The sequence below is a fragment of the Rossellomorea sp. NPDC071047 genome (assembly GCF_050270195.1).
Taxonomy (GTDB): domain Bacteria; phylum Bacillota; class Bacilli; order Bacillales; family Bacillaceae_B; genus Rossellomorea.
Genome location: NZ_JBNNJT010000002.1, coordinates 391,690 through 412,655 on the forward strand (window position 1 = coordinate 391,690; position 20,966 = coordinate 412,655).

Genomic DNA, 20,966 nt, shown 5'->3' on the forward strand with positions numbered 1-20,966 from the left:
TTTTTGGAAAAACAGGTTAGTACATTTAGCTCCAATACTCTAGAAGAAAAGAGATGGCATAACAGGTTCTGCTTAACATCATACTAGTAGCAAAACCTTTAAACGGAGGATCATGTCGTGGAGAAAAAAATGTTAAGCGTACTCATTTCCTTATGCCTGATTTGCTTCCCATTCTTATTCAGGAGTTCTAGGATGAAGCAGAACTTAATCGTTTTCTTTTCAAAGGGCGTTGTGTCCACTCTAGTTGATACATATGTTGTGTCGGAGAAACGTGTTGCCTATCCAATTCGCCCTTTTCCAGGAGTGTTTAAGACCAATATTGTTTTTGATATGTTGTTTTTTCCATTGTTGATGGTTAGACAAACTTATAATGACGGGTTATGGAAGGGAAGCACGGGGGGAAGCACGGGGACGGTTCTTATGCTTCCAAAGCAAGACCGTCCCTGTCCTTAATAGTGGCGCCTGACCCCAAACACGGTAAAAGTTTAACGTACCGGGGGCAGGCAACGTTTTGGATTATATATAAATATCCGGTCTCCCAAAGATGGGGACCGGATATTATTGAATGGTGCTTGTCTCAGGGAGGGAGAATCAATGCATCATCATTTCATCAGCGATTTCCTCGCCACTTAAGTCAGAAGGGTAGTAGGTTGGCCAGTTAATGACTTCCTCCAGCAACGCTTCCCGGTCATCTCCCCAATACAAGTGATAGTGATGTGAATCGGTTGGGGCAATGCTGTGATCACTAAACTGGATATAGTTTGGCATCTTTCCTTCCGCCTCGTCAGCAAGCTTGAAGATATAACGCACTCCACGGTTTCCCTTCTCATAGGTTAGAATTTCATACCTGTCATACGTATAGCTTCCAGACGATTTTTTTCCATCTTCATAGAAGGTGAACGTATCCCCATCAATCTTGATACGCTCGACGCCTGTTTTGTATCCGATTGTATAGTACTGTTTATACTCTTCGGCCGTCTTATCTCCGTCTTCTGCTTTGTGAGCAAATACTTCATCGAGGGTACCATCCAGTAAATAAGGGTAAACGGACTGCCAGTCACCTTCCCAGTCAGAAAGCTTACGATCTTTCACTTGATCATCTTCAAAGTACCCATCATAAATCTTCTGCGCTTCTTCATCTAATTCATGGCTATGTTCATGGTCGTGCTCTTCCGGTTCTATATCAGGTGCTCCTTCCAATGCTGTATGCAACTGTGTCAGGTTATTTCTCATCAGTGAAAAATAGTCTTCATCATTTTCAATATCTTCATCTGTCAGTACAGACAGGTTATGAAGTCTGAGTGTTTCTGCACCTATTTCATCCCTTACGACTCCAGCTATTTTCGTCGTAATGTTCTGTTCAAAAAAGACATGCTTTAATCCATATTCTTTAGCTGTCTCTACAATGGTCTGTAGTTCCTTCTGAGACGGTTCCTGTGTCGGGCTCAATCCGGAAACAGCAATCTGATGTACACCATACGCTTCTTCCCAATAGCCATAGGCGGCATGAGAGACGATAAAGTGATTGCCTGATGTTGCTTCCAGTTCTGTCTCAAACTCCTGATCAAGAGCTTCAAGGTCAGCCTTGAGAGTTTCATAGTTTTCATTAAACAGTGCCTCTTCTTCAGGCTTCAATTCTACTAATACATTCTTGATGTTCTCTGCTAATTCAATGGAGCGGATTGGATCCAGCCAAACGTGAGGATCGTGATCACCGTGGTCATGATCCTCTTCATGATCGTGGTCATGAGATCCTTCATTAAGCTCAATCCCTTCAGCTGCTTCAACAACTGTCACATCTTCAGCCTCTACAGCCTTAGCGATTTTTTCAGCATACGCCTCAAGCCCTGCGCCATTCATAATAAATGCATCTGCTTCAGCAATGGCCATGACATCTTTAGAAGTGGGCTCGTATGTATGTGAGTCCGATCCCGGTGGTAAAAGTGATTCAATCTCAGCTTCCTCGCCAGCAATCCGTTCTGCAAAAAACTGCAGGGGATATACAGTAGTGAAAATTTTCACCGGATCAGTTGAAGACGCTGCCTGTTCCTTACTACTTTTCTCCTTTTCTTCTCCACATGCAGCAAGGGAGAGGACCATTAATAAACAAAATAAAGCCATCCATTTTTTTCTCATATATATCCTCCTTATGATTTCTTGAAATAATATATCGTAATTATTACGATTTGTAAATAGTAATTATTACGATTTATAGATGGCAGTAGATGGTGCCAAAGGGACAGGTACCTTGGCTGCGCAGTGAACTAATGAAAGAGTAGAAAATAGGATGTTGATTATGGAATGTGTGAAGGGGATGAGTTGGAATGTCAGATTGAGAGTTTGCAAGTGTAAGGGTGGTGGATTGGGGAGGTGTATCGAATGGATTTTTACGAAAGATATGTCTAAGTCTTTTTCCTTTTGGTAATCCTAGCTAGTGATGACCCCAACCATAATGTAGCTCTGATTTGTTTTCAAATTAATCTACGGTTTTATGATGTAGGGGTTATTTTTGTTTAGGGTAGTGATGCCTGACCCCAACACGGTAAAGGTTTAACGTACCGGGGGTCAGACACCGTTTTTCTATTCGCTCGGTGCCAACAATTCATTGTAAGAAGAATCCTCCAATGTATCTTTGCTTTCCGTTAGTACCCATTCTTTTGGAGTCAACTCAGGATGAGAAGTTAAATACCCCTGCATGATTTCAAATCCGATTTTATAATTCGACCAGAGGGGAATGCCTTTCGACGGGTTTCCGGCAAAAAGATTTTGGTACTCCTGATAATCGTACGAATCCAGCTTACCACTCAACTCAGTGAAGACCTTCTCCTTCTGTGCGGCCGTCAGGGGTTCGGTCCAAGGCGATACTTTATCAGGATAAACAATCCTGGCAAAGGAATCTGCCTTACCTTCCATGATGATGGAGTCGAGTAAAGTGGGCCTTCCATTTTGGTGTTCCATATCCACAGAGTGAAAATATTCATGGGCAACCGTATTTTTAACCGCGCTCTTTGCATAGGATGGGTCGGTTAGTAGTATCATAAACTCATCTGTAAACGTGACACCTGATGATCCTTCCATCTTCTCTATCGGAAAAGTGAAGTCAGGATTGATCGGCATCAGGAACACCGCTTTATCCTTACCAGGCAATAGCTCAGCAGATTTCATAAATGCCTCTTCTACCAAGGTTTGAACTTCTTCCTGCTTCTGTAACAATTCTACAGTGTTTTTCTCCAATTGCTCGATATCCGTATCTCCAGTAAAATAGGCGAAATAATCGCTTCCGATGTCGATCCCTTTTTCCTCGGCCATCGCCTGGAAAGGCTGAACGACTTTTTCACGGTACAAATCTTCTTTTTCGTATTTCTTCTTACCCTTCGCTTCTGATGCGTAATCTAGTATTTTGTCATAAAGCAGAATAACCGTTAAGGTCTGCCCGTTATGCTTCACCTGAAATTCTTTTGCTTCCGGAATATCCTCTGAACAAGCCGTTAAAGCACCAACGAAAAGAATGGCAAATGCCAACAACCAAAATTTTTTCAATCACTTCACCCTTTATTTGGAATTTTCTTTATTTTACCATAATGAGAAGAGAAAGAATGATTAGATATACAAAAAAAGGAAAAATATAGAGTGGATTTTCTGCTTCCAAAAGGGACAGGTCCCTTGTCCTAGATGTAAACGAAGGATTGGCTCTTAATTAAAAGTCCAACTATTACAGTGTTCTTTATCTTTGTAAAACCTAATTATAAAATAATTTAAAAAACTTTCTAAAAACCATTGTAAAACGCTTTCAATTTTCTTATAATTGAAAACAATCAACAACTAAACCGATTTAGTAAATCGATTTACTCATTTGGATAATACAAATACAAAAAAAAAGAGTACAACCAAAATTTTTTCCTTTGTTACTAAACCGATTTAGTAATAAATGGTATGGAGAAGGATTTATGAAAAGAATAACGATTTCAGATGTGGCACAGCATGCCGAAGTATCAAAAAGCACTGTCTCTCAATATATGAATAAACGATTCGACTACATGGCGCCGAAAACGAAGGAGCGCATCCGGATGGCGATCGAGGAATTGGGCTATCAGCCGAATATCGTGGCCAGAAGTTTGAAGCAGAAGTCGACGTCCACCATTGGTGTGATCGTGGCGAATATTTTACACACCTTTTCAACACAGACGATCAGGGCAGTGGAGGACATTTGCAATGAGCAGGGGTTCCATATCATTGTTTGTAATGCAGATGACAATCCTGAAAAGGAACGTGAATACATCGAGATGCTGAGAGCGAAGCAAGTAGACGGACTCATCATCTTTCCGACAGGCGGGAACATTGAGTTGTATCAAAGGATGGTCAAGGAAAAGTATCCTCTCGTATTTGTCGACCGAATCGTTGAGGGTCTCGAAACGTCATCGATCATGCTTGATAATGAAAGCGCTATTAAAATGGCCGTCGATCATTTTGCTGAGAAGGGATACGATCGGATCGGCATTATGACCACTTCCTTGCATCGACATGTGACTCCCCGTGTGGAACGGATCAATGGATTCAGAAAAGCGCTACGAGAGAAGGGAATTCCTGTTCGCGAAGAATATATCAAGTCAATGGAAATTGAATTCATACAGGATGGTCTCCATGACATGCTTTCAGCCGATGAACCGCCTAGGGCATTGATTGCCGGGAACGACCTGACGTTGATTGAGATCTTAAGGTATATCAAGACAAATCATATCCGGGTGCCGGAGGAGTTGGCACTGATCGGGATAGACGATGTATCATTTGCAAGTTTGTTTACGCCGGAACTGACAACGATTGCTCAACCGACGTTCGAAATGGGAAAACAGGCTGCTGAATTATTATTGAACAAAATAAAAGATCCGGACTTTATCGAAGAAAAGCATATTTATCGATTCCGACCGGAGATGATGATTCGGCAATCTTGCTGAAAATGTGAAAGAAAGAGGGGGATGGCACCATGAAAGATGTAATCACCATTGGAGATGCCATGATTACGATGAATCCGACATCAAAAGGACCCATGAGATTCGTTCATTCATTTGAACGGAATGTAGGGGGAGCGGAATTGAATGTCGCCATCGGATGTGCGCGGCTGGGGTTGGATACCGGCTGGATCAGCCGATTGGGGAATGATGAATTCGGCCGTTATATCCAGCATTTTGTGAGGGGAGAAGGAATCGATACTTCCCAGGTGAAGCTGGTAGACGGGTATCCGACTTCCGTCAATTTCAAAGAGGTGCTGGAGGATGGGGCGGGCCGGACGTTTTATTACCGGTTGAATTCTCCTACACTGACCCTTACGCCTGATAGTTTGGAAGAATCCTATATTGCCAATGCGAGAATCTTACATATTACAGGAGTATTTCCAGCGATAGATGAAAAAAATGTTGCGATCATCAAGCATGCAGTCACAATCGCGAAACGGAATGACGTACTCGTTTCCTTCGATCCAAATATCCGATTGAAATTGTGGAGTAGAGAGAGAGCGAAGGAAGTGCTATCAGACATCCTTCCATTCGTGGATATCCTGCTGACGGGAATGGATGAGGCCGAGCTCCTCTTTGATACAAAGGATGAAAAGGAAATCATCGAAAAGTCGAAACTGCTCGGGATCTCCTATATCGCGTTGAAAAAAGGTGAGGAAGGTTCGGTGGGCTGCCACAATGATGAAATCATTCAATCAGCTCCTGTCACAGCCAGGAAAGTGGTCGACACAGTGGGTGCGGGAGACGGCTTCGATGCTGGCTTTTTATATGGAGTCCTGCAGCAATGGCCATTAAAGAAGATATTGATGTTTGCAAACACAATCGGTTCCATGGTGGTCAGTGTATCCGGGGATAATGAGGGGCTTCCTTATCTTGAAGATGTACTGGTACAGCTGGGGGAAAAAGAATTTATCGAACGTTGATTAACTTGTTTCCTAAAGCGGAGAGAAGAAAGGGGAGCTCACTTGATGATGAAGAGGATGATTGAAACGATTCTGCACGAGAATGCACTTGTGCTGGCGGGGATCGACAAGAAAGAAACCGATGAGCTGCTCAATAAGATCAAGGAAGCAACGCGCATCTTTCTATATGGTGAAGGACGTTCCGGGTTGATCGGTAAGGCATTTGCGATGAGGCTGATGCACTGTGGATACAACGTATATGTCATTGGCGAGACGATCACGCCGAGCATCGGCAAAGGTGATCTCTTGATGGGAATCAGTGCATCGGGCACTTCGCCTTCGCTTTTACATCATTTCTCGAAAGCGGAAGAAGTGGGTGCGGCTACCTTTGTAGTAACCGCTTCTAATGAACATGGACTGCTTGTGGGTGGAACACTTGTGATTCCGGCAGCGACGAAACGCCGGCGCAAGGACGAACCTGAAACGGTTCAGCCGCTTGGAAGCCAATTCGACCAAAGCGCACACCTTCTGCTAGATGCCATCATTCTTGCCCTTCTCGAAGGAAGAACCGAAAACGACGAACTGTTTAAAAGACATGCGAATATAGAGTAGCAATCCAAATTCAGTATGGTGGTGAGAACATTGGAAGTGAACGTATCACATAAGGAGTTACGGAAATTGGCTGCCGCTAAACTTGTCGGAGCAGGACTGGATTCACACCATGCGGGGGTTGTGGCAGATGTCTTGGTTCATGCCGACCTACGGGGAGTCAGTTCCCACGGAGTACTGAGAACCGAACACTACGTCAGAAGGCTGCATGAAGGGGGACTGAATAAGAACCCATCATTCTCGTTTGAACAGACCGGACCTTGCTCAGGAATTTTCAATGGGGATGACGGCCTGGGTCATGTAGTGGCAAAGAACGCGATGGAAGAAGCGATCAAACTTGCGAAGAACAATGGGATTGGAATGATCACCGTCACAAACAGCAGCCATTGCGGAGCATTATCCTATTTTGTCCAACAGGCAGCTGAAGAAGGACTGATCGGTGTCGCGATGACACATACCGATAAGATCGTCGTCCCGTTTGGAGGAGCAGAGCCCTTCCTGGGGACGAATCCGATCGCGTATGGATTTCCTGCAAAGAAACACAAGCCCATCATTTTGGATATGGCGACGAGCAATGTCGCCCTTGGGAAAATCCTTTACGCCAAGGAAGCAGGGAAGGACATCCCTGAAGGATGGGGAGTGGATGAACAAGGGGGTGTCACGACGGACCCCAATAAAGTAAGCGCATTAACTCCATTTGCAGGTCCAAAAGGATATGGACTCGGCATGGTGGTGGATATCTTTTCAGGATTATTAGCCGGTGCAACCTTTGGTCCCCATATTTCGAAAATGTATGGCGACTACAACCAGAATCGGAAACTGGGGCACTATGTCTGCGCGATCAATCCTACCTTTTTTACCAATAAAGAGGAATTCCTCGGCTCGATGGACAGGATGATCGATGAACTTCATGCAGTGAAGCCCGCTGAAGGTTTCGATCAGGTATTCGTACCAGGGGAGCCGGAACAGATAAAGGAAGAGAATCATCTGAGAGAAGGGGTCCCAATTACCGAAACAGTTTATCTGTATCTGCGATCGGGAAGGTGACGATTTACCTTGAAAGGGGTGATGAGGAGAGGGGTATTTTCTTCAAGAAGATCAAACTCTTTAACGCATGTTCAAGGCGGAAATGAAAAAACAAGGGGGAAATGAAAATGAAAAAATTCAAATGGGTTGCAATGATCACAGCCATCATGCTTCTTCTGTCAGCTTGTGGATCGGAATCATCTTCAGGCAGCGGAGGAGAAAAAATAAAATGGAAATTCGGACATCTGGCGGATGAGAATCATATTTGGCATAAAACAGCTTTGGAGTTCGCTGATTTAGTCAAAGAAAAGACGGATGGTCAAATTGAAATCACGATCTATCCAAGTAATCAGTTGGGTGGGGAAACCGATACGATCAACAGTATCAAAGCGGGAACGGCCGACCTGGTCATTTCTGGTGAAACGATGGCAAACTGGTCTCCGAAAGCTGCATTGATGGCTGTGCCATACGCATTCAGGGATGCAGACCACCTTCAAAAAGTAGTAGAGGGAGACATCGGTAAGGAGATTGAAGAAGAGATTAAAGATAAAGTCGGTCTGACGCCTCTTTATTATCATACACGTGCACCGCGTAATTTAACGTCAAAAGAACCGATCAGTTCACCTGACGATTTGAAAGGATTCAGCATGCGCGTTCCGAACGTCCCTTTATTCCTTGATGCATGGAAAGCGGCAGGAGCGAAACCTCAGGTCATGGACTTCAATGAAGTATTCACCGGCTTACAGCAAAATGTGATCGATGGTCAGGAAAATCCTGTTGACCTTATCCACAGCGGCGGATTATATGAAGTGCAAGACTATGTGAATGAAACAGAGCATGTGTATTCATGGATTTATATCCTTGTAGGAAACAAGCAATTTGAAAAGTTGAGCGATGAAAACAAGAAAGCGGTTCAAGAAGCGGCCAAGGAAGCTCAAGCATTCGGAAAAGACCTTTTTGATAAAGAAATCACAGAATATGAGAAGAAGTTGAAAGATGAAGGCATGAAATTCAATGAAGTCGATCAGGATGCTTTCCGGGAGGCGATGAAGCCGGCGATCAAAGAGAGTTTGACTGACGAGCAGTATAAATTATATGAAGACATCCTGGCAGAGAAATAAACCATGTAAGGCATATGTGAAGCATATGCCTTCTTTATAGAAAGGAGTGGGGGAGAATGAAGGGGACAAACATCCTTACACGGACACTGGAAGCGGCGACGATCTTATCGTTTCTCGGTGTCATCGTAGTGGTGCTGATACAAATCCTTTCCCGGTATTTGCCATACACAGCCGTCTGGACAGAAGAACTCACGAGATTTCTGTTTATCTATGCAATTTCCTTCGGAGCACCGCTTGCACTGAAGAATAAAGAATTCATCAGTGTGGATATCTTAACGGGGTTATTGCCTAAAAAAATTCAAGAGATATACGAAGCGTTCATTTATTTAGTCGTTGTCGTTCTTTCCTTTGTCATAGCCTATCATGGATATACGTTCATTTCTGTCGGAAAAGGGCAGACATCAGCGACAATGGCCGTGGATATGTCCGTTATCCATGCGAGTATTACGATATCCTTTGTGTTCATCGCCATCTATGCGATCATGCATGTCATGAACGCATTCATAAGTCCGAAAGAAAGGAGTGAAAGCTGATGTTAGCAGCCATTTTATTTATTTCATTTTTAATTCTTATCTTTATCAGTGTGCCCATTGCATTCAGCTTAGGAATCTCTTCCATTATTTATCTACTTATCGCCGATATCCCTCTTTCCATCGTCCCTCAAAAAATGTTTGCAGGGCTGAATTCCTTCGTACTATTGTGCATACCTGGATTCATTTTGGCAGGAAACTTGATGAATGCAGGCGGGATCACAGAGCGCATCATCGGCTTTACAAATAATTTCGTCGGTCATATCAGAGGGGGACTTGGCCTTGCGAATGTAGGTTCTTCCATGGGGTTTGCCGGTATTTCGGGTACCGCCCTAGCAGATACAGCGAGTATAGGGGCCGTGATGATCCCAGCGATGAAAAAAGAGGGGTACGATGCGGACTTCTCGGCAGCCGTCACCTCTTCATCATCGACTGTTGGTCCTATCATTCCGCCGTCATTGCCGATGATCATTGTTGGAACTCTCGCGAGCGTATCGATCGGGGATCTGTTCTTGGCTGGTGCCGTTCCTGGTGTCCTGCTGGGATTAAGTTTGATGCTCGTCACGTATATCATTTCAGTGAAACGCAAATATCCGAAGGGTGAACGACAGCCGATCGGCGTGATCGCTAAATCTTTTACAGGTGCGTTCTGGGCATTATTAATGACCTTTGTTATTTTATTTGGGATTCTGGGAGGCTACTTTACGCCAACAGAAGCTTCCATCGTAGCCGTCGTGTATGCGTTAGTGGTCGGGATGTTCGTCTATAAGGAACTGAAATTGAAAGATCTTCCTAAGATCCTACTGGATTCCATGGTCAGCACAGCCTCCATCATGTTCCTGGTCGGCTTTGCCAATTTGTTCGGATGGATTTTGGTGAGTGAGCAGATTCCGATTCTCGTAGCAGATGGAATCCTCGGTATATCGGACAACCCAATTGTGGTCATTCTCTTAATCAACTTGTTGCTGTTGTTTGTAGGAACATTCATGGAAACCATTGCAGCACTGGTCATATTATTTCCGGTCTTGTTACCGGTGGCATCGAGTGTAGGAATGGATCCGGTTCATTTCGGCGTAATGATGGTGCTGAACCTGGTCATCGGATTATCCACCCCGCCAGTCGGCGTGTGCTTATTCGTTGCCTCGAGTATCGGGAAGGTATCCATAGGGAAAACGTCAAAGGCATTGCTGCCCTTCTTGGGAGCGAGTCTAGTCGTGCTCTTACTGGTAGCCTTTATTCCTGAAATCACTCTATTCCTGCCTGGTTTATTCAAATAGATTACTAGAAAGAAAAGGGGTTGCTTATCCATGAAAGCCGTTCAAGTCACCGGACCACATCAGTTGAGCATTGTGGAAAGAGAGAAGCCTGTCATCACCCATGAACAGGACGTTTTGATCAAAGTGAAAATGGTAGGCATCTGCGGATCGGACATTCATATTTATCACGGGACCAATCCCCTTGCCACCTTACCGAGAGTCATCGGACATGAAGTCACAGGGGTCGTGGAGGCTGTCGGGGATGATGTAGACACGCTTTCTGTAGGGGATAAGATAGTCATTGAACCGATTGAGTCCTGCGGTCAATGTTATGCGTGCCGCTCAGGCCGGGGAAATGTGTGCAGTAACCTCGAAGTTTACGGGGTCCACCGTGACGGAGGCATGCAGGAATACATGGTCATTCCGCAAAAGCTGGTTCATAAAGTGAAAGAAGAACTGGATTATAAAGAATCGGTCCTGGTCGAACCGTTTACGATCGGGGCACAGGCGAATTGGCGAGGTGATGTCAGGGATGGGGACACAGTCTTCATCATGGGTGCCGGACCGATCGGGCTATGCTGTCTTAAAGTCGCGAAAGCAAAAGGCGCCACAGTGATCATCAGTGATTTAAATGAAAGCCGCCTCGCTTTTGCCAAAGAGTGGGGGGCGGATCATACGATCGATGCCTCCCGAGTACATGTCATAGAAGAAGTCATGGAGCTGACAAAACAGGAGGGAGCAAACGTAGTCATTGATGCCGTCTGTATCCCGCAAACCTTTGAACAATCCATCGAAGTAGCATCTGCAGCAGGACGGGTGGTGGTCCTCGGGTTCGATGAAAGGCCATCCCACATCACGCAGCTGCCGATCACGAAAAAGGAAGTGACGATCACAGGGTCCAGACTGCAGACGAATCAATTCCCTGTAGTCATCGAGATGTTCAATGACCGGACAATCGATACGAGGGGAATGGTGACGCAGGAATTCCCGCTGGAACGAATCGAAGAAGCGATCCGCTTAATCGAGACATCACCAGAAGACGTACGGAAGGTGGTCATTTCATTCGGGTGATGCGAAAAGACTCTAAAGTAGGAAGGAAAGATGCGCTATGATCAAAAAAATCGACATACTGAATCGAATGATGGAATCCGGAGTAGTGGCTGTGGTGCGTGCAGAAAATAAGAGAGACGCTGAACGGATATCGGATGCCTGCATCCAGGGCGGGATCAAAGCCATCGAAGTCACCTTCACCGTCCCGGGGGCTGAAGAGGTGATCCGCTCCTTGAAAAGCACATTCGGAACAGAAGAACTCATCCTGGGGGCTGGAAGTGTCCTGGATAGCGAGACAGCGAGAATCGCCCTATTGGCGGGTGCAGAGTATATTGTCAGTCCCTGCTTTGATAGAGATACGGCTAAGCTATGCAATCGATACGGGATTCCATACATGCCGGGCTGCATGACGATTACAGAAATGAAGACCGCTATGGAGTATGGTGCCGATGTCGTGAAGTTGTTCCCGGGGAATACGTTCGCACCTTCCATCATTTCATCCATAAGAGGGCCGATTCCTCAAATCTCTGTGATGCCTACAGGAGGGGTCAACCTCCAAAATGCGGCAGAGTGGATCAAAAGTGGGGCGGTTGCCATAGGAATCGGAAGTGACCTGACCAAGCCTGCGTCCCTTGGAAACTATGATGAAGTGACAAAACTGGCAACACAATATTGCGAGATAGTGAGAGAAGCAAGAGCTGCAAAAATGTATACATAAGAAGAGGAGGTTCAATCGATGAAGATGACATTCAGATGGTATGGAGAAGGAAATGATAGTATCTCCCTCCAGCAAATCAAACAGATTCCTGGTGTGGAAGGGTTCGTCTGGGCTCTCCATGATGTCCCTGCCGGGGAAGAGTGGCCATTGGACAAAATAGAGGAAGTCAAGAACCAGGCTGAACAATTCGGATTGAACATTGATGTCGTGGAAAGTGTAAATGTTCATGAAGATATAAAGCTTGGTTTGCCTTCCCGCGACAAATACATTGAAAACTATAAACGAACAATCGAGAAATTGGCCACTGCCGGTGTAAAAGTGATTTGCTATAATTTCATGCCGGTATTTGACTGGACAAGAACCGAGTTATTTAAGGAAATGGAAGATGGTTCAACGGCCCTATTCTTCGAAAAAGCAAAAGTGGAAGATATGGATCCATTCGAATTGGTCGATAAGATCTCCAGCAACTCCGCTTTCACCATGCCTGGATGGGAGCCGGAAAGATTGTCGAAACTGAAGGAATTATTCGAAGCCTATAAACAGGTCACAGAAGAAGACTTATTTCATCATCTCGAATATTTTCTAAAAGAAATCATACCGGTTGCCGAGAAAAACAATATCAAAATGGGAATCCACCCAGATGATCCGCCTTTCTCCATCTTTGGATTGCCGAGGATTATAACAAATAAGCAGAATATCAAGAGAGTTCTTTCCCTTGTGGACAGTCCTTCCAATGGAGTGACTCTATGCAGTGGATCCCTCGGTGCGAACCCTGATAATAATGTAGCGGAAATGGTCAGAGAATTCTCCGATCGAATTCCATTTGCTCATATCCGTAATGTAAAGGTATATGAAAATGGAGATTTCATAGAGACTTCCCACAGATCGAAGGATGGGTCTGTCGATATCCTTGAAATCATGACAGCCTACCATGAAAAAGGCTTTACAGGATATGCAAGACCCGACCATGGCAGACATATTTGGGGAGAAGAGTGCAGACCTGGATATGGCCTTTATGATCGAGGGCTTGGCATCATGTACCTATGGGGAATATGGGATTCCCTAGAGCGTGCTGGGAGGAATGCATAATGCTGCCTCAACATGAAAGCTTGAAAGGAAAAGTGGCTGTAGTTACGGGAGGCAGCGGGGTACTCTGCCGTTCGATGGCTCTAGAACTCGCCAGGCAGGGAGTGAAGGTCGCGATCCTTAATCGGACAGCAGAGAAAGGAGAAGCAGTGGCAAAGGAAATCAGAGAGTCAGGCGGTGAAGCCATTGCCATCTCTTGTAATGTACTTGATGCTGAAAGTGTGAAGAAAGCGGAAAAGGTTATCATCGAAAAATTAGGCATTTGTGATATCTTAATCAATGGAGCAGGCGGCAATGACCCTCGTGGTACCACTTCTAACGAAACATTAAAGGTGGAAGACTTGGACACAGAAGGGATCAAAACGTTCTTTGACCTTTCTCCAGAAGGATTTGGATTTGTATTTGACCTTAATATCCTCGGTACACTGATTCCGACCCAGGTATTCGCGAAACATATGGTGAATCGGAAAGGTGCGGTCATTATTAACATGTCCTCCATGAGCTCACCGTCTCCCATGACGAAAGTACCCGCCTATAGCGCAGCGAAAGCAGCGATCGATAACTTTACCAAATGGCTCGCGGTTCACATGGCGGACTCTGGCATTCGCATCAACGCCATCGCTCCCGGCTTCTTTTTGACTGAGCAAAACAAGGCATTATTAACCCATGAAGACGGCAGTTTAACAGAGAGATCAACTAAGATCATCTCTCAAACCCCGATGCGCAGATTCGGTAAACCCGAGGACTTACTGGGTACGTTATTATGGCTTGTAGACGAGGATACGGCTGGGTTTGTAACAGGTATTACGGTTCCCGTTGATGGTGGATTTATGTCTTATTCGGGGGTTTAGTGGTGTAGAAATCCATTCGTTATAAAAATGTTTATGAACATAAAAAGCAAGAGTGAACCGGAGTTTAATTCAATTCCGTTCACTCTTGTTTTTGGTTTAATAGAGGGATTTTGGTAAGGGTCATATTTTATCTGAATATTAAAAGTTATCTAAAAATAATATTGAACTGGGATACAGTATGTCATATAATGGAAATGCAAAGGAGAGATAACATGAAAAAAATATCAAATACTCTTATAAGAGAAAACGCTTTCGCTGAATTAAGAAGAATGATTCTCTCTCAAGAAATTAAGCCGGGTGAAAAGCTGAATGAAAAGGAGGTAGCAGAACAATTAGGTGTTAGTAGAACCCCTGTCAGAGAAGCATTTCATAAATTAGAATTGGAAGGTTTAGTGGAAATCTTCCCACGACGTTATTGCTTGGTTAAGGGTGTGACTCACGGTTGTATTCGTGAAATTCACCTTATTAGGTCCCAGTTAGAGCCTATTGCTGCTTACCACGCTGTTGACCATTTGTCGGATGAGGATATTGATCAGTTAAGTAGTTTAATAGAACAAACAAAAAAACTAATGGTTGAAGGCAATGCTCAAAAAATCATGGAACTGAATGATCAATTTCACCGGACCATAAATGAAGCATCGAACCTTTCTAGAATCGTATCAATTTTGAATAACATGCAAGATTACATTGTATCTTTCAGATATTCTTTCATTTCAAGACCGGAACTGGCACAAAGGTCAATAGATGAACACGAAGAAATACTGTTTGCATTGAGAAAGAGAGATAAGGAAATGGTGAAAAAGTTAGTAACGCAACATTTAGAGGGCATCTCGGAATACGAAGATGTGATCCTGGAAGATCTAAAGCCAGTCCCTAATTAATCAAGTGTAATCCACGAAAAAGGAGTGTGTTTCTATGATAAGAAAAAAATTGAAGTTAAGATGGATGGTTTCAATTCTGTTCACAATGGCTATTTTGTTGTCGGCATGTAGCAATGAAGCTGGAAAGGCGGGAGAAGATAAACCAATCACTTTAAGCTTTGCTTATGAATTACCAGAGGACCACCCTTGGGGACATGGTGCTACGAAATTCAAAGAGATTGTAGAGGAAAAAACGAATGGGGAAGTGAAAGTAGAGGTTCATGGAAATGGGTCTCTTGCAGCATCCGGTAGAGAGATACAAGAAGGTGTGAAAATAGGAACAATCGATATAGGTATTTCATCTACACCACTATCTCAAATGAATCCATATCTGGATCTGTTCTCATTGCCATACATTTTCAGTAGTCGAGAACAAGCATGGGAAGTATTAGATGGACCTGTTGGAGATGAGGTAGGGAAAAAGTTAAGCAAACACAATTTAACCTTCTTAGCTTATTGGGAAGATGGGTTTAGGCAGATAACCAATAATGTCCGACCAATATCAGAAATTGACGATTTCAAAGGATTGAAGATTAGGGTACCTGAAAGTGATGTCAGACTTGAAACATTTAAAGCGTTGGGGTCGAGTCCTTTACCGATGGCTTGGTCTGAAGTATTTACAGCTTTACAACAAGGATCCATCGATGGTCAAGAAAATCCTTTATCCGTTGTGAACAGCTCCTCTTTCTATGACGTTCAGAAATATTTAACGATTTCTAATCATGTTTATTCTCCGGCGACACTATTTATCAATTCTTCTAAATGGGATTCACTAACAAAAGATCAACAGGACATCATACTTGAAGCTGCTGGTGAAGGTAGAGATTTGAATCGTAAAATGAACCAAGAACAAGACGAGGAAATGGTAAAAGGGTTAGAAGAGAAAGGGATGGAAGTAACAGTGATTGAAGACGTCAAACCATTCCAGAAAGCTACCAAACCAGTATGGGACAAAGTATCAAAAGAGATTGGTGGAAATTCACAAGAACTAATAGATGATATTACTAAGACACAGTAAAGGGTTGGTGTTACATGAAGAAAGTACGCCACTATATACATCTTTCTGTTAAAAGCATAAACATTCTGGTCATGTTATTTATGTTTTTAATCTTGCTAATACAGGTCTTAACGAGAAAGTTTTTTAATTATCCTTTATCCTGGCCGGAAGAATTATCATTGATCACAATGATTTGGATTACTTTTTTTGGAGCGTATCAATGTACAATTGAGGGAAATCACTTGAAAATGGATTTCCTGGAAAGTAAAATCCCTGAAAAAATCAAGCCTTATCTTTTGATCATTTCTAAAGGATTCGTCATCTGGTTTCTATTCATTACTTGTTACTGGGGATGGACCTTTATTCAAAAGGCTGGAAATATAAAAATGCCGGTATCCGGTCTTCCTATGGGGCTACCTTATAGTATTATTTGGATAAGTTTTCTTCTCATGTTATGTGAGTTTGTGATTCAAATACTCTTCCATATTAAAGAAATTTCAAACCCATCAAGCGGTAAAGAGGAGGGTGAAGAATGCTCCCACTCTTAATGTTACTGTTAATTCTCCTTTTTCTTGCTATAGGGGTTCCTATTGCATTCACTCTTGGATTAACTGCTGTAATCTTCATTATGTATTACTCGGACATCACGTTAGAACTGATTATTCAACAACTTTATTTAGGTACAAATAGCTTCCCACTTTTGGCCATTCCCTTATTTATGTTGGCTGGAGCCTTAATGAATCACGGTGGAATATCGGTGAGGTTAATTAATTTTGCTCTCGCCATTATTGGAATGGTAAGAGGCGGTTTAGGAATGGTCAATGTTGTGGCGTCGGTCTTCTTCGGTGCAATAACGGGAACTGCAGCTGGAGCGAGTGCCGCAGTAGGACAAATCATGATCCCTGCAATGAAAGAAAAGGGATATTCACCAAGTTTCGCCGCAGCGGTAACCTCTGCAGGATCATCACTTGGCATTATTATTCCTCCTAGTGTACCAATGATTCTGTACGGCTCTATCTCTGGATTATCCGTTGCTAGCTTGTTTTTAACAGGCGTACCTATTGGCATTGCGATTGCAATAGGTTACATGATTGTCGTCTATATTATTTCAACCAAGAAGAAGTATGATTTTAAAGAAAATCCTTTTTCCTGGAGCCTGGTGTTTAAAACCTTTATCAGTGCCCTACCTGCATTACTCGTCCCAGTGGCCATAATGGGTGGTATCTTAACGGGATTCGCAACCCCCACTGAGTCGGCTGCTATCGCTGTACTATGTGGAATCATTGCAGGATTAATTTATAAACAATTAACATGGTCAAGCTTTATTAAAGCTTTAAATGAAAGTGTCGTCAATACCGCACTGGTGATGCTGATTGTAGCGACAGCCAAGATACTCGGATATTCGTTTTCATCTCTTGGAATCGGGAGAATGATGCTCGAACCGATTATGGGCTTCACAGATAACACAATCATGTTGATGCTAATTGCCAGTCTCATTTTATTCATTGGTGGATTCATATTTGATGGAACTGTCATGGTCCTTGTCATTGTGCCCCTGTTCTTACCTTTGGTTCAAGCAACATCCATTGATCCTATGCAATTTGCTATGGTGGTCATCATCGTTTGGGCAATCGGACAGCAAACACCGCCCGTTGCCAGCGGTCTTTATATAACAACCGCCATTGCAAAGGTCAGTATGCTTCAGGTAAGTAGGTACAATGTCTGGTTTATACTCGTTCTATTTATCGCTTTAATCGGAATGATTTTCTTCCCCGATGTAATGTTATATATTCCAAGATTAATGATTTAATCATTTCTAATAAAAAGGAGAATGCTAAATGAATTTTACAAATGTCGTTCAAGTGATTGATACCCACACATACGGAGAACCTACAAGGGTCATTAATGGGGGATTATTAAAGCTAAAAGGGAATACAGTGGCAGAGCAAAGGGATTATATGGTTGAGCACTACCAATGGTTCAGAAACTCACTGATTCAAGAGCCAAGGGGTCACCGTGATATGTTCGGGGCAGTATTACTGCCTCCATTACAAGAAGGAGTGGACTTTGGCGTTATTTACATGGATAACGCGAACTTCTTGAATATGTGTGGTCATGCAACAATCGGAGTGGCAACGGCGATTGTGGAAACAGGACTAGTGGAAGTGAAAGGTGATGAGACAGAGCTTGTCCTTGAAACCCCTGCCGGTCTGGTTTATCCGCGTGTGAAGGTCGAGAACAGTCGAGTCACTTCCGTAACATTTAAAAATGTTCCAGGCTTCCTTGAAAAGCAGGATGTTGTCATTAACGCAGGAGAACTTGGTGAGATCAAAGTAGATATCAGTTTCGGTGGCAACTATTTTGCCTGGGTAGATATTGACCAATTAGGTGAGACAATTCATGTGTCCAATGGATCGAAATTAAAAGCAATGGCAAAAATCATTAAGGAAGAAGTAAATAAAGTAGTAAAGGTCCAACATCCAACGAAACCATATATCAACCATATCGATATCGTAACGTTCTTTGGAAAACCTACCATTCCAGAAGCAACCTATAAAAATGTTCACGTCTTTAGTGAAAATCAAGCTGATCGTTCACCAGGTGGAACTGGGACAACAGCAATGGTTTCAAGAATGATTGGAAGAGGAGAACTGGAAGTGGGGCAGGAAATCGTCTGTGAAGGGTTTGTTGGCGGAAAATTTTACGGAAAAGCGATTGAAAAAGTAGCTCTTGGAGAAAAAGAAGCTTATTTAACGGAAGTGAAGGGATCAGCCTTCATAACAGGGTTTAATAATATCTTAATTGATTCTAATGATCCGTTTAAGCATGGCTTTATGGTGGATTGAGTTCAATAAAGGTTTGTGAATGATCCGGTGTACGTTTGCTCTTTAAACCATCGGGGGTTGGTCTTCAATTTAAGCATATTTGGATGTAATGATCTTTCAATAGAAAGCCGGTAATCACATCGATTACCGGCTTTGTTTTCGCATCATTGATAATTAATAATCGCAGGACTAGGCTCCATCTTCAACACATCTTCCGGCTCCAAGACCGGCACATCCTTATCATAAAAGATCTTGAATGCCCCATACTGATTCGGTTCATTCCGTATGTATTTCCCGTACAAAGCCTGCTTGTCCGCGGATGCTCCCCAGCCGTCAAAGTTTATGGCGACTTCGACGTTGTCTGTCGGTTGGATCGCCTCTTTGTTCGTCAGTACGGCACCGGTGAACTGGTGTACGAGGACGAATTTATCCGGAAGGTCATTCTTTTCTGTGAGCTTTGAGACATACTCGACAGCCTTCTGAATTTCCTTTCCATCCACTTGTCCGAGATCCTCTCCGGGTTTCTCCCCTTCGGCTACGTGGAATTCCGTATCGATCGCCAGGTGAACATGCGGGTGCTTCAACCACTTCTCGACCATTTTCACCTGCTCCATGACCGTGTCCGTCCCGAGCTGAATATCGAGAAGTACCAGTGCGTCATGCTTCTCCGCAAGCTCCACATACCTTTCAATATTCTCCTCTGATGTCATACGCACATAATCTCCATCAGGACCTGGCTCACTTTGGGCCATTGTCGTAATCAACTCGATCGTCGGGACTGCCGGACGGTCGGGGTCAGCGTCGGAATAGGCTTGCGTCTGTTCCTTCAGCTTCTTCATGTACTCCTCAGGCTCCAATTCGCCTAGAATCCCCATATTTTCAGAATCAGGTGTTCCGTAATAGGCAACTAACCGATGATCCTTCAATGGTCCGTCGGATGGGTCTTTCACTCCTTCGGCAAGCGTTTCACCGACAGGTACCGTACGCTGGGGGTTATCGCTCAGCGCGGCCTGCAATTCAGGGATGTTCTGCTGTTCCTTTTCTGATAGGCTTTTATCCAAGGAAACAGCATCTTCAGACGGTTCCAAAGGCTTGAAGGGCTGTTCGTCTTTCTTAGGTTCTTCGTTTTCCTTTTTTTCCTTTTTGGGTTCGTTTTGATCGGAAGACGGTGCTTTCTCCTTACTCTCCTCTGTGCTCGAAGGATCAGAGCACGCTCCCAGAATTAGAATCCCAGCTGCAAGTAGCAGCGATAACTTTTTCATTGCCTCACACATCCTTTTTATATAGAAGAATATGGAGGACTTTAACACATTTTCCTGTAGATGAAACCTTTGTTAAGAAATTGATAGGAATTTTTAATCCAAATGTTAATGGGACAGAGGGGACAGGTTGCTTGTCCCAGCGATTATGTTTAAAAGGGGAGGAAACGGGATGTTGATTTACGGAGTACGCCAAGGGGATAGATTTTATATTGACCAAAGGACCTGTACCCATGAATCCCATACATTTGTGTTACAATTTCTGTAAGATTGCTATTTAAGGAGGGTTCTTTTTGTTTAGGCGTTTTTCATCATTGTTTATGAGACACCCTGTAATAATATCTTTATCTTTTGTATTCATTATTGTTTTTTGTGTTTTTGGTTACATATTTCATTGGGCATTTTACAACATAGAAAGAATTGAACCAGGGGAGCTAATCTCTGAAAAGACTTCACCAAACGGGGCTTACACAGTAAAAACGTACTTGAATAACGGTGGAGCTACTGTGGATTATGCTGTTCTTGGTGTTCTATATTCCAATAAAAAAAATAAAAAATCTAAAAATATCTATTGGCAATATGAAGAGACCACCGGAATGATCAACTGGATAGATGAAGACACCGTTAAAATAAATGATCAAAAAATTAACGTTCCTGATGGGAAGTATGATTATCGTCATCCATAAAGAGGTTTGGGGATAGGTCCTATGGCTCGCTTTTGTAACGAAGCTTATCTACAGGGGAATAAACCAGATTAAATCTGGAAATCTATTTATTGTTTTTTATTCCATCCATTAATGGGAAGGG

21 protein-coding genes are annotated in these 20,966 nt (G+C 43.4%); 18 read left to right on the plus strand and 3 right to left on the minus strand.

Going from position 1 to position 20,966, the window contains the following annotated elements; all coding sequences use genetic code 11:
• The first annotated feature begins 192 nt into the window (after window positions 1–192).
• Window positions 193–453, plus strand: a complete 261-nt coding sequence (locus ACQKFO_RS09780; RefSeq protein WP_427598382.1) for a CBO0543 family protein — start codon at window positions 193–195, stop codon at window positions 451–453.
• A gap of 138 nt (window positions 454–591) precedes the next feature.
• Here the strand turns inward: ACQKFO_RS09780 and ACQKFO_RS09785 are convergent, their stop codons facing one another.
• A complete protein-coding gene (locus ACQKFO_RS09785; RefSeq protein WP_427598384.1) occupies window positions 592–2,136 on the minus strand; it encodes a metal ABC transporter solute-binding protein, Zn/Mn family in 1,545 nt (514 codons plus the stop codon).
• Window positions 2,137–2,580: 444 nt separating this feature from the next.
• Window positions 2,581–3,540, minus strand: a complete 960-nt coding sequence (locus ACQKFO_RS09790; RefSeq protein WP_427598386.1) for a DUF2268 domain-containing protein — start codon at window positions 3,538–3,540, stop codon at window positions 2,581–2,583.
• A 407-nt stretch (window positions 3,541–3,947) separates the two neighbouring features.
• Between ACQKFO_RS09790 and ACQKFO_RS09795 the strand changes: the two genes are divergently transcribed.
• The 16 genes from ACQKFO_RS09795 (at window position 3,948) to ACQKFO_RS09870 (ending at window position 18,921) form a co-directional block, all read left to right on the plus strand.
• Window positions 3,948–4,952, plus strand: a complete 1,005-nt coding sequence (locus tag ACQKFO_RS09795; RefSeq protein WP_427598388.1) for a LacI family DNA-binding transcriptional regulator — start codon at window positions 3,948–3,950, stop codon at window positions 4,950–4,952.
• Window positions 4,953–4,981: 29 nt separating this feature from the next.
• The gene (locus ACQKFO_RS09800; RefSeq protein WP_427598390.1) at window positions 4,982–5,932 is read left to right on the plus strand and encodes a sugar kinase; all 951 of its coding nucleotides are present in this window, start codon (window positions 4,982–4,984) and stop codon (window positions 5,930–5,932) included.
• A gap of 45 nt (window positions 5,933–5,977) precedes the next feature.
• Entirely contained in the window at window positions 5,978–6,523 is a 546-nt protein-coding gene (gene hxlB, locus ACQKFO_RS09805; RefSeq protein ID WP_427598392.1) for a 6-phospho-3-hexuloisomerase, read from the plus strand.
• A gap of 15 nt (window positions 6,524–6,538) precedes the next feature.
• Entirely contained in the window at window positions 6,539–7,567 is a 1,029-nt protein-coding gene (gene allD, locus ACQKFO_RS09810) for an ureidoglycolate dehydrogenase (RefSeq protein ID WP_427598394.1), read from the plus strand.
• Window positions 7,568–7,674: 107 nt separating this feature from the next.
• On the plus strand, window positions 7,675–8,667 hold the full coding sequence (locus ACQKFO_RS09815) for a TRAP transporter substrate-binding protein (protein ID WP_427598396.1): 993 nt from the start codon (window positions 7,675–7,677) through the stop codon (window positions 8,665–8,667).
• 56 nt (window positions 8,668–8,723) lie between these two features.
• The gene (locus ACQKFO_RS09820; protein ID WP_427598398.1) at window positions 8,724–9,200 is read left to right on the plus strand and encodes a TRAP transporter small permease; all 477 of its coding nucleotides are present in this window, start codon (window positions 8,724–8,726) and stop codon (window positions 9,198–9,200) included.
• On the plus strand, window positions 9,200–10,474 hold the full coding sequence (locus ACQKFO_RS09825; protein WP_427598400.1) for a TRAP transporter large permease: 1,275 nt from the start codon (window positions 9,200–9,202) through the stop codon (window positions 10,472–10,474). Before ACQKFO_RS09820 ends, ACQKFO_RS09825 begins: the two co-directional genes overlap by 1 nt.
• Window positions 10,475–10,504: 30 nt before the next feature.
• Window positions 10,505–11,524, plus strand: coding sequence for a zinc-binding alcohol dehydrogenase family protein (locus ACQKFO_RS09830; protein ID WP_427598402.1), 1,020 nt, complete (start codon window positions 10,505–10,507; stop codon window positions 11,522–11,524).
• 37 nt (window positions 11,525–11,561) lie between these two features.
• Window positions 11,562–12,221: a bifunctional 4-hydroxy-2-oxoglutarate aldolase/2-dehydro-3-deoxy-phosphogluconate aldolase gene (locus ACQKFO_RS09835; protein ID WP_427598404.1), complete on the plus strand. Its 660-nt coding sequence runs from the start codon at window positions 11,562–11,564 to the stop codon at window positions 12,219–12,221.
• A gap of 18 nt (window positions 12,222–12,239) precedes the next feature.
• Complete coding sequence (gene uxuA / locus ACQKFO_RS09840) at window positions 12,240–13,310, plus strand: mannonate dehydratase (RefSeq protein WP_427598406.1); 1,071 nt, start codon at window positions 12,240–12,242, stop codon at window positions 13,308–13,310.
• The gene (locus tag ACQKFO_RS09845; RefSeq protein WP_427598408.1) at window positions 13,310–14,158 is read left to right on the plus strand and encodes an SDR family oxidoreductase; all 849 of its coding nucleotides are present in this window, start codon (window positions 13,310–13,312) and stop codon (window positions 14,156–14,158) included. The genes uxuA and ACQKFO_RS09845 overlap by 1 nt, the downstream gene beginning before the upstream one ends.
• A gap of 212 nt (window positions 14,159–14,370) precedes the next feature.
• Window positions 14,371–15,039 carry a GntR family transcriptional regulator gene (locus tag ACQKFO_RS09850; protein ID WP_427598410.1) on the plus strand — a complete coding sequence of 223 codons (669 nt, stop codon included), beginning with the start codon at window positions 14,371–14,373 and terminating at the stop codon, window positions 15,037–15,039.
• A 34-nt stretch (window positions 15,040–15,073) separates the two neighbouring features.
• Window positions 15,074–16,096, plus strand: a complete 1,023-nt coding sequence (locus ACQKFO_RS09855) for a TRAP transporter substrate-binding protein (RefSeq protein ID WP_427598412.1) — start codon at window positions 15,074–15,076, stop codon at window positions 16,094–16,096.
• Window positions 16,097–16,110: 14 nt separating this feature from the next.
• On the plus strand, window positions 16,111–16,623 hold the full coding sequence (locus ACQKFO_RS09860) for a TRAP transporter small permease (protein WP_427598414.1): 513 nt from the start codon (window positions 16,111–16,113) through the stop codon (window positions 16,621–16,623).
• Window positions 16,608–17,885: a TRAP transporter large permease gene (locus ACQKFO_RS09865; RefSeq protein ID WP_427598416.1), complete on the plus strand. Its 1,278-nt coding sequence runs from the start codon at window positions 16,608–16,610 to the stop codon at window positions 17,883–17,885. The genes ACQKFO_RS09860 and ACQKFO_RS09865 overlap by 16 nt, the downstream gene beginning before the upstream one ends.
• Before the next feature lie 28 nt (window positions 17,886–17,913).
• Window positions 17,914–18,921, plus strand: a complete 1,008-nt coding sequence (locus ACQKFO_RS09870; protein WP_427598418.1) for a proline racemase family protein — start codon at window positions 17,914–17,916, stop codon at window positions 18,919–18,921.
• 143 nt (window positions 18,922–19,064) lie between these two features.
• On the opposite strand, the gene ACQKFO_RS09875 is transcribed toward ACQKFO_RS09870, so the two are convergent.
• Window positions 19,065–20,162, minus strand: a complete 1,098-nt coding sequence (locus tag ACQKFO_RS09875) for a hypothetical protein (RefSeq protein WP_427598420.1) — start codon at window positions 20,160–20,162, stop codon at window positions 19,065–19,067.
• Between the two features lie 290 nt (window positions 20,163–20,452).
• Here ACQKFO_RS09875 and ACQKFO_RS09880 point away from each other — a divergent pair, with 290 nt between their 5' ends.
• Window positions 20,453–20,845, plus strand: coding sequence for a DUF5412 family protein (locus ACQKFO_RS09880; protein ID WP_427598422.1), 393 nt, complete (start codon window positions 20,453–20,455; stop codon window positions 20,843–20,845).
• Window positions 20,846–20,966 lie beyond the last annotated feature (121 nt).

Bases quoted from the DNA above. Each gene is read 5' to 3' on its own strand.
- ACQKFO_RS09845 (WP_427598408.1), top strand. From the start codon at position 13,310: ATGCTGCCTCAACATGAAAGCTTGAAAGGAAAAGTGGCTGTAGTTACG.
- ACQKFO_RS09825 (WP_427598400.1), top strand. From the start codon at position 9,200: ATGTTAGCAGCCATTTTATTTATTTCATTTTTAATTCTTATCTTTATC.
- ACQKFO_RS09785 (WP_427598384.1), bottom strand. From the start codon at position 2,136: ATGAGAAAAAAATGGATGGCTTTATTTTGTTTATTAATGGTCCTCTCC.
- ACQKFO_RS09850 (WP_427598410.1), top strand. From the start codon at position 14,371: ATGAAAAAAATATCAAATACTCTTATAAGAGAAAACGCTTTCGCTGAA.
- ACQKFO_RS09795 (WP_427598388.1), top strand. From the start codon at position 3,948: ATGAAAAGAATAACGATTTCAGATGTGGCACAGCATGCCGAAGTATCA.
- allD (WP_427598394.1), top strand. From the start codon at position 6,539: ATGGTGGTGAGAACATTGGAAGTGAACGTATCACATAAGGAGTTACGG.
- ACQKFO_RS09855 (WP_427598412.1), top strand. From the start codon at position 15,074: ATGATAAGAAAAAAATTGAAGTTAAGATGGATGGTTTCAATTCTGTTC.
- ACQKFO_RS09830 (WP_427598402.1), top strand. From the start codon at position 10,505: ATGAAAGCCGTTCAAGTCACCGGACCACATCAGTTGAGCATTGTGGAA.
- ACQKFO_RS09865 (WP_427598416.1), top strand. From the start codon at position 16,608: ATGCTCCCACTCTTAATGTTACTGTTAATTCTCCTTTTTCTTGCTATA.
- ACQKFO_RS09780 (WP_427598382.1), top strand. From the start codon at position 193: ATGAAGCAGAACTTAATCGTTTTCTTTTCAAAGGGCGTTGTGTCCACT.
- ACQKFO_RS09820 (WP_427598398.1), top strand. From the start codon at position 8,724: ATGAAGGGGACAAACATCCTTACACGGACACTGGAAGCGGCGACGATC.
- ACQKFO_RS09800 (WP_427598390.1), top strand. From the start codon at position 4,982: ATGAAAGATGTAATCACCATTGGAGATGCCATGATTACGATGAATCCG.
- ACQKFO_RS09860 (WP_427598414.1), top strand. From the start codon at position 16,111: ATGAAGAAAGTACGCCACTATATACATCTTTCTGTTAAAAGCATAAAC.
- hxlB (WP_427598392.1), top strand. From the start codon at position 5,978: ATGATGAAGAGGATGATTGAAACGATTCTGCACGAGAATGCACTTGTG.
- ACQKFO_RS09870 (WP_427598418.1), top strand. From the start codon at position 17,914: ATGAATTTTACAAATGTCGTTCAAGTGATTGATACCCACACATACGGA.
- uxuA (WP_427598406.1), top strand. From the start codon at position 12,240: ATGAAGATGACATTCAGATGGTATGGAGAAGGAAATGATAGTATCTCC.
- ACQKFO_RS09815 (WP_427598396.1), top strand. From the start codon at position 7,675: ATGAAAAAATTCAAATGGGTTGCAATGATCACAGCCATCATGCTTCTT.
- ACQKFO_RS09875 (WP_427598420.1), bottom strand. From the start codon at position 20,162: ATGAAAAAGTTATCGCTGCTACTTGCAGCTGGGATTCTAATTCTGGGA.
- ACQKFO_RS09835 (WP_427598404.1), top strand. From the start codon at position 11,562: ATGATCAAAAAAATCGACATACTGAATCGAATGATGGAATCCGGAGTA.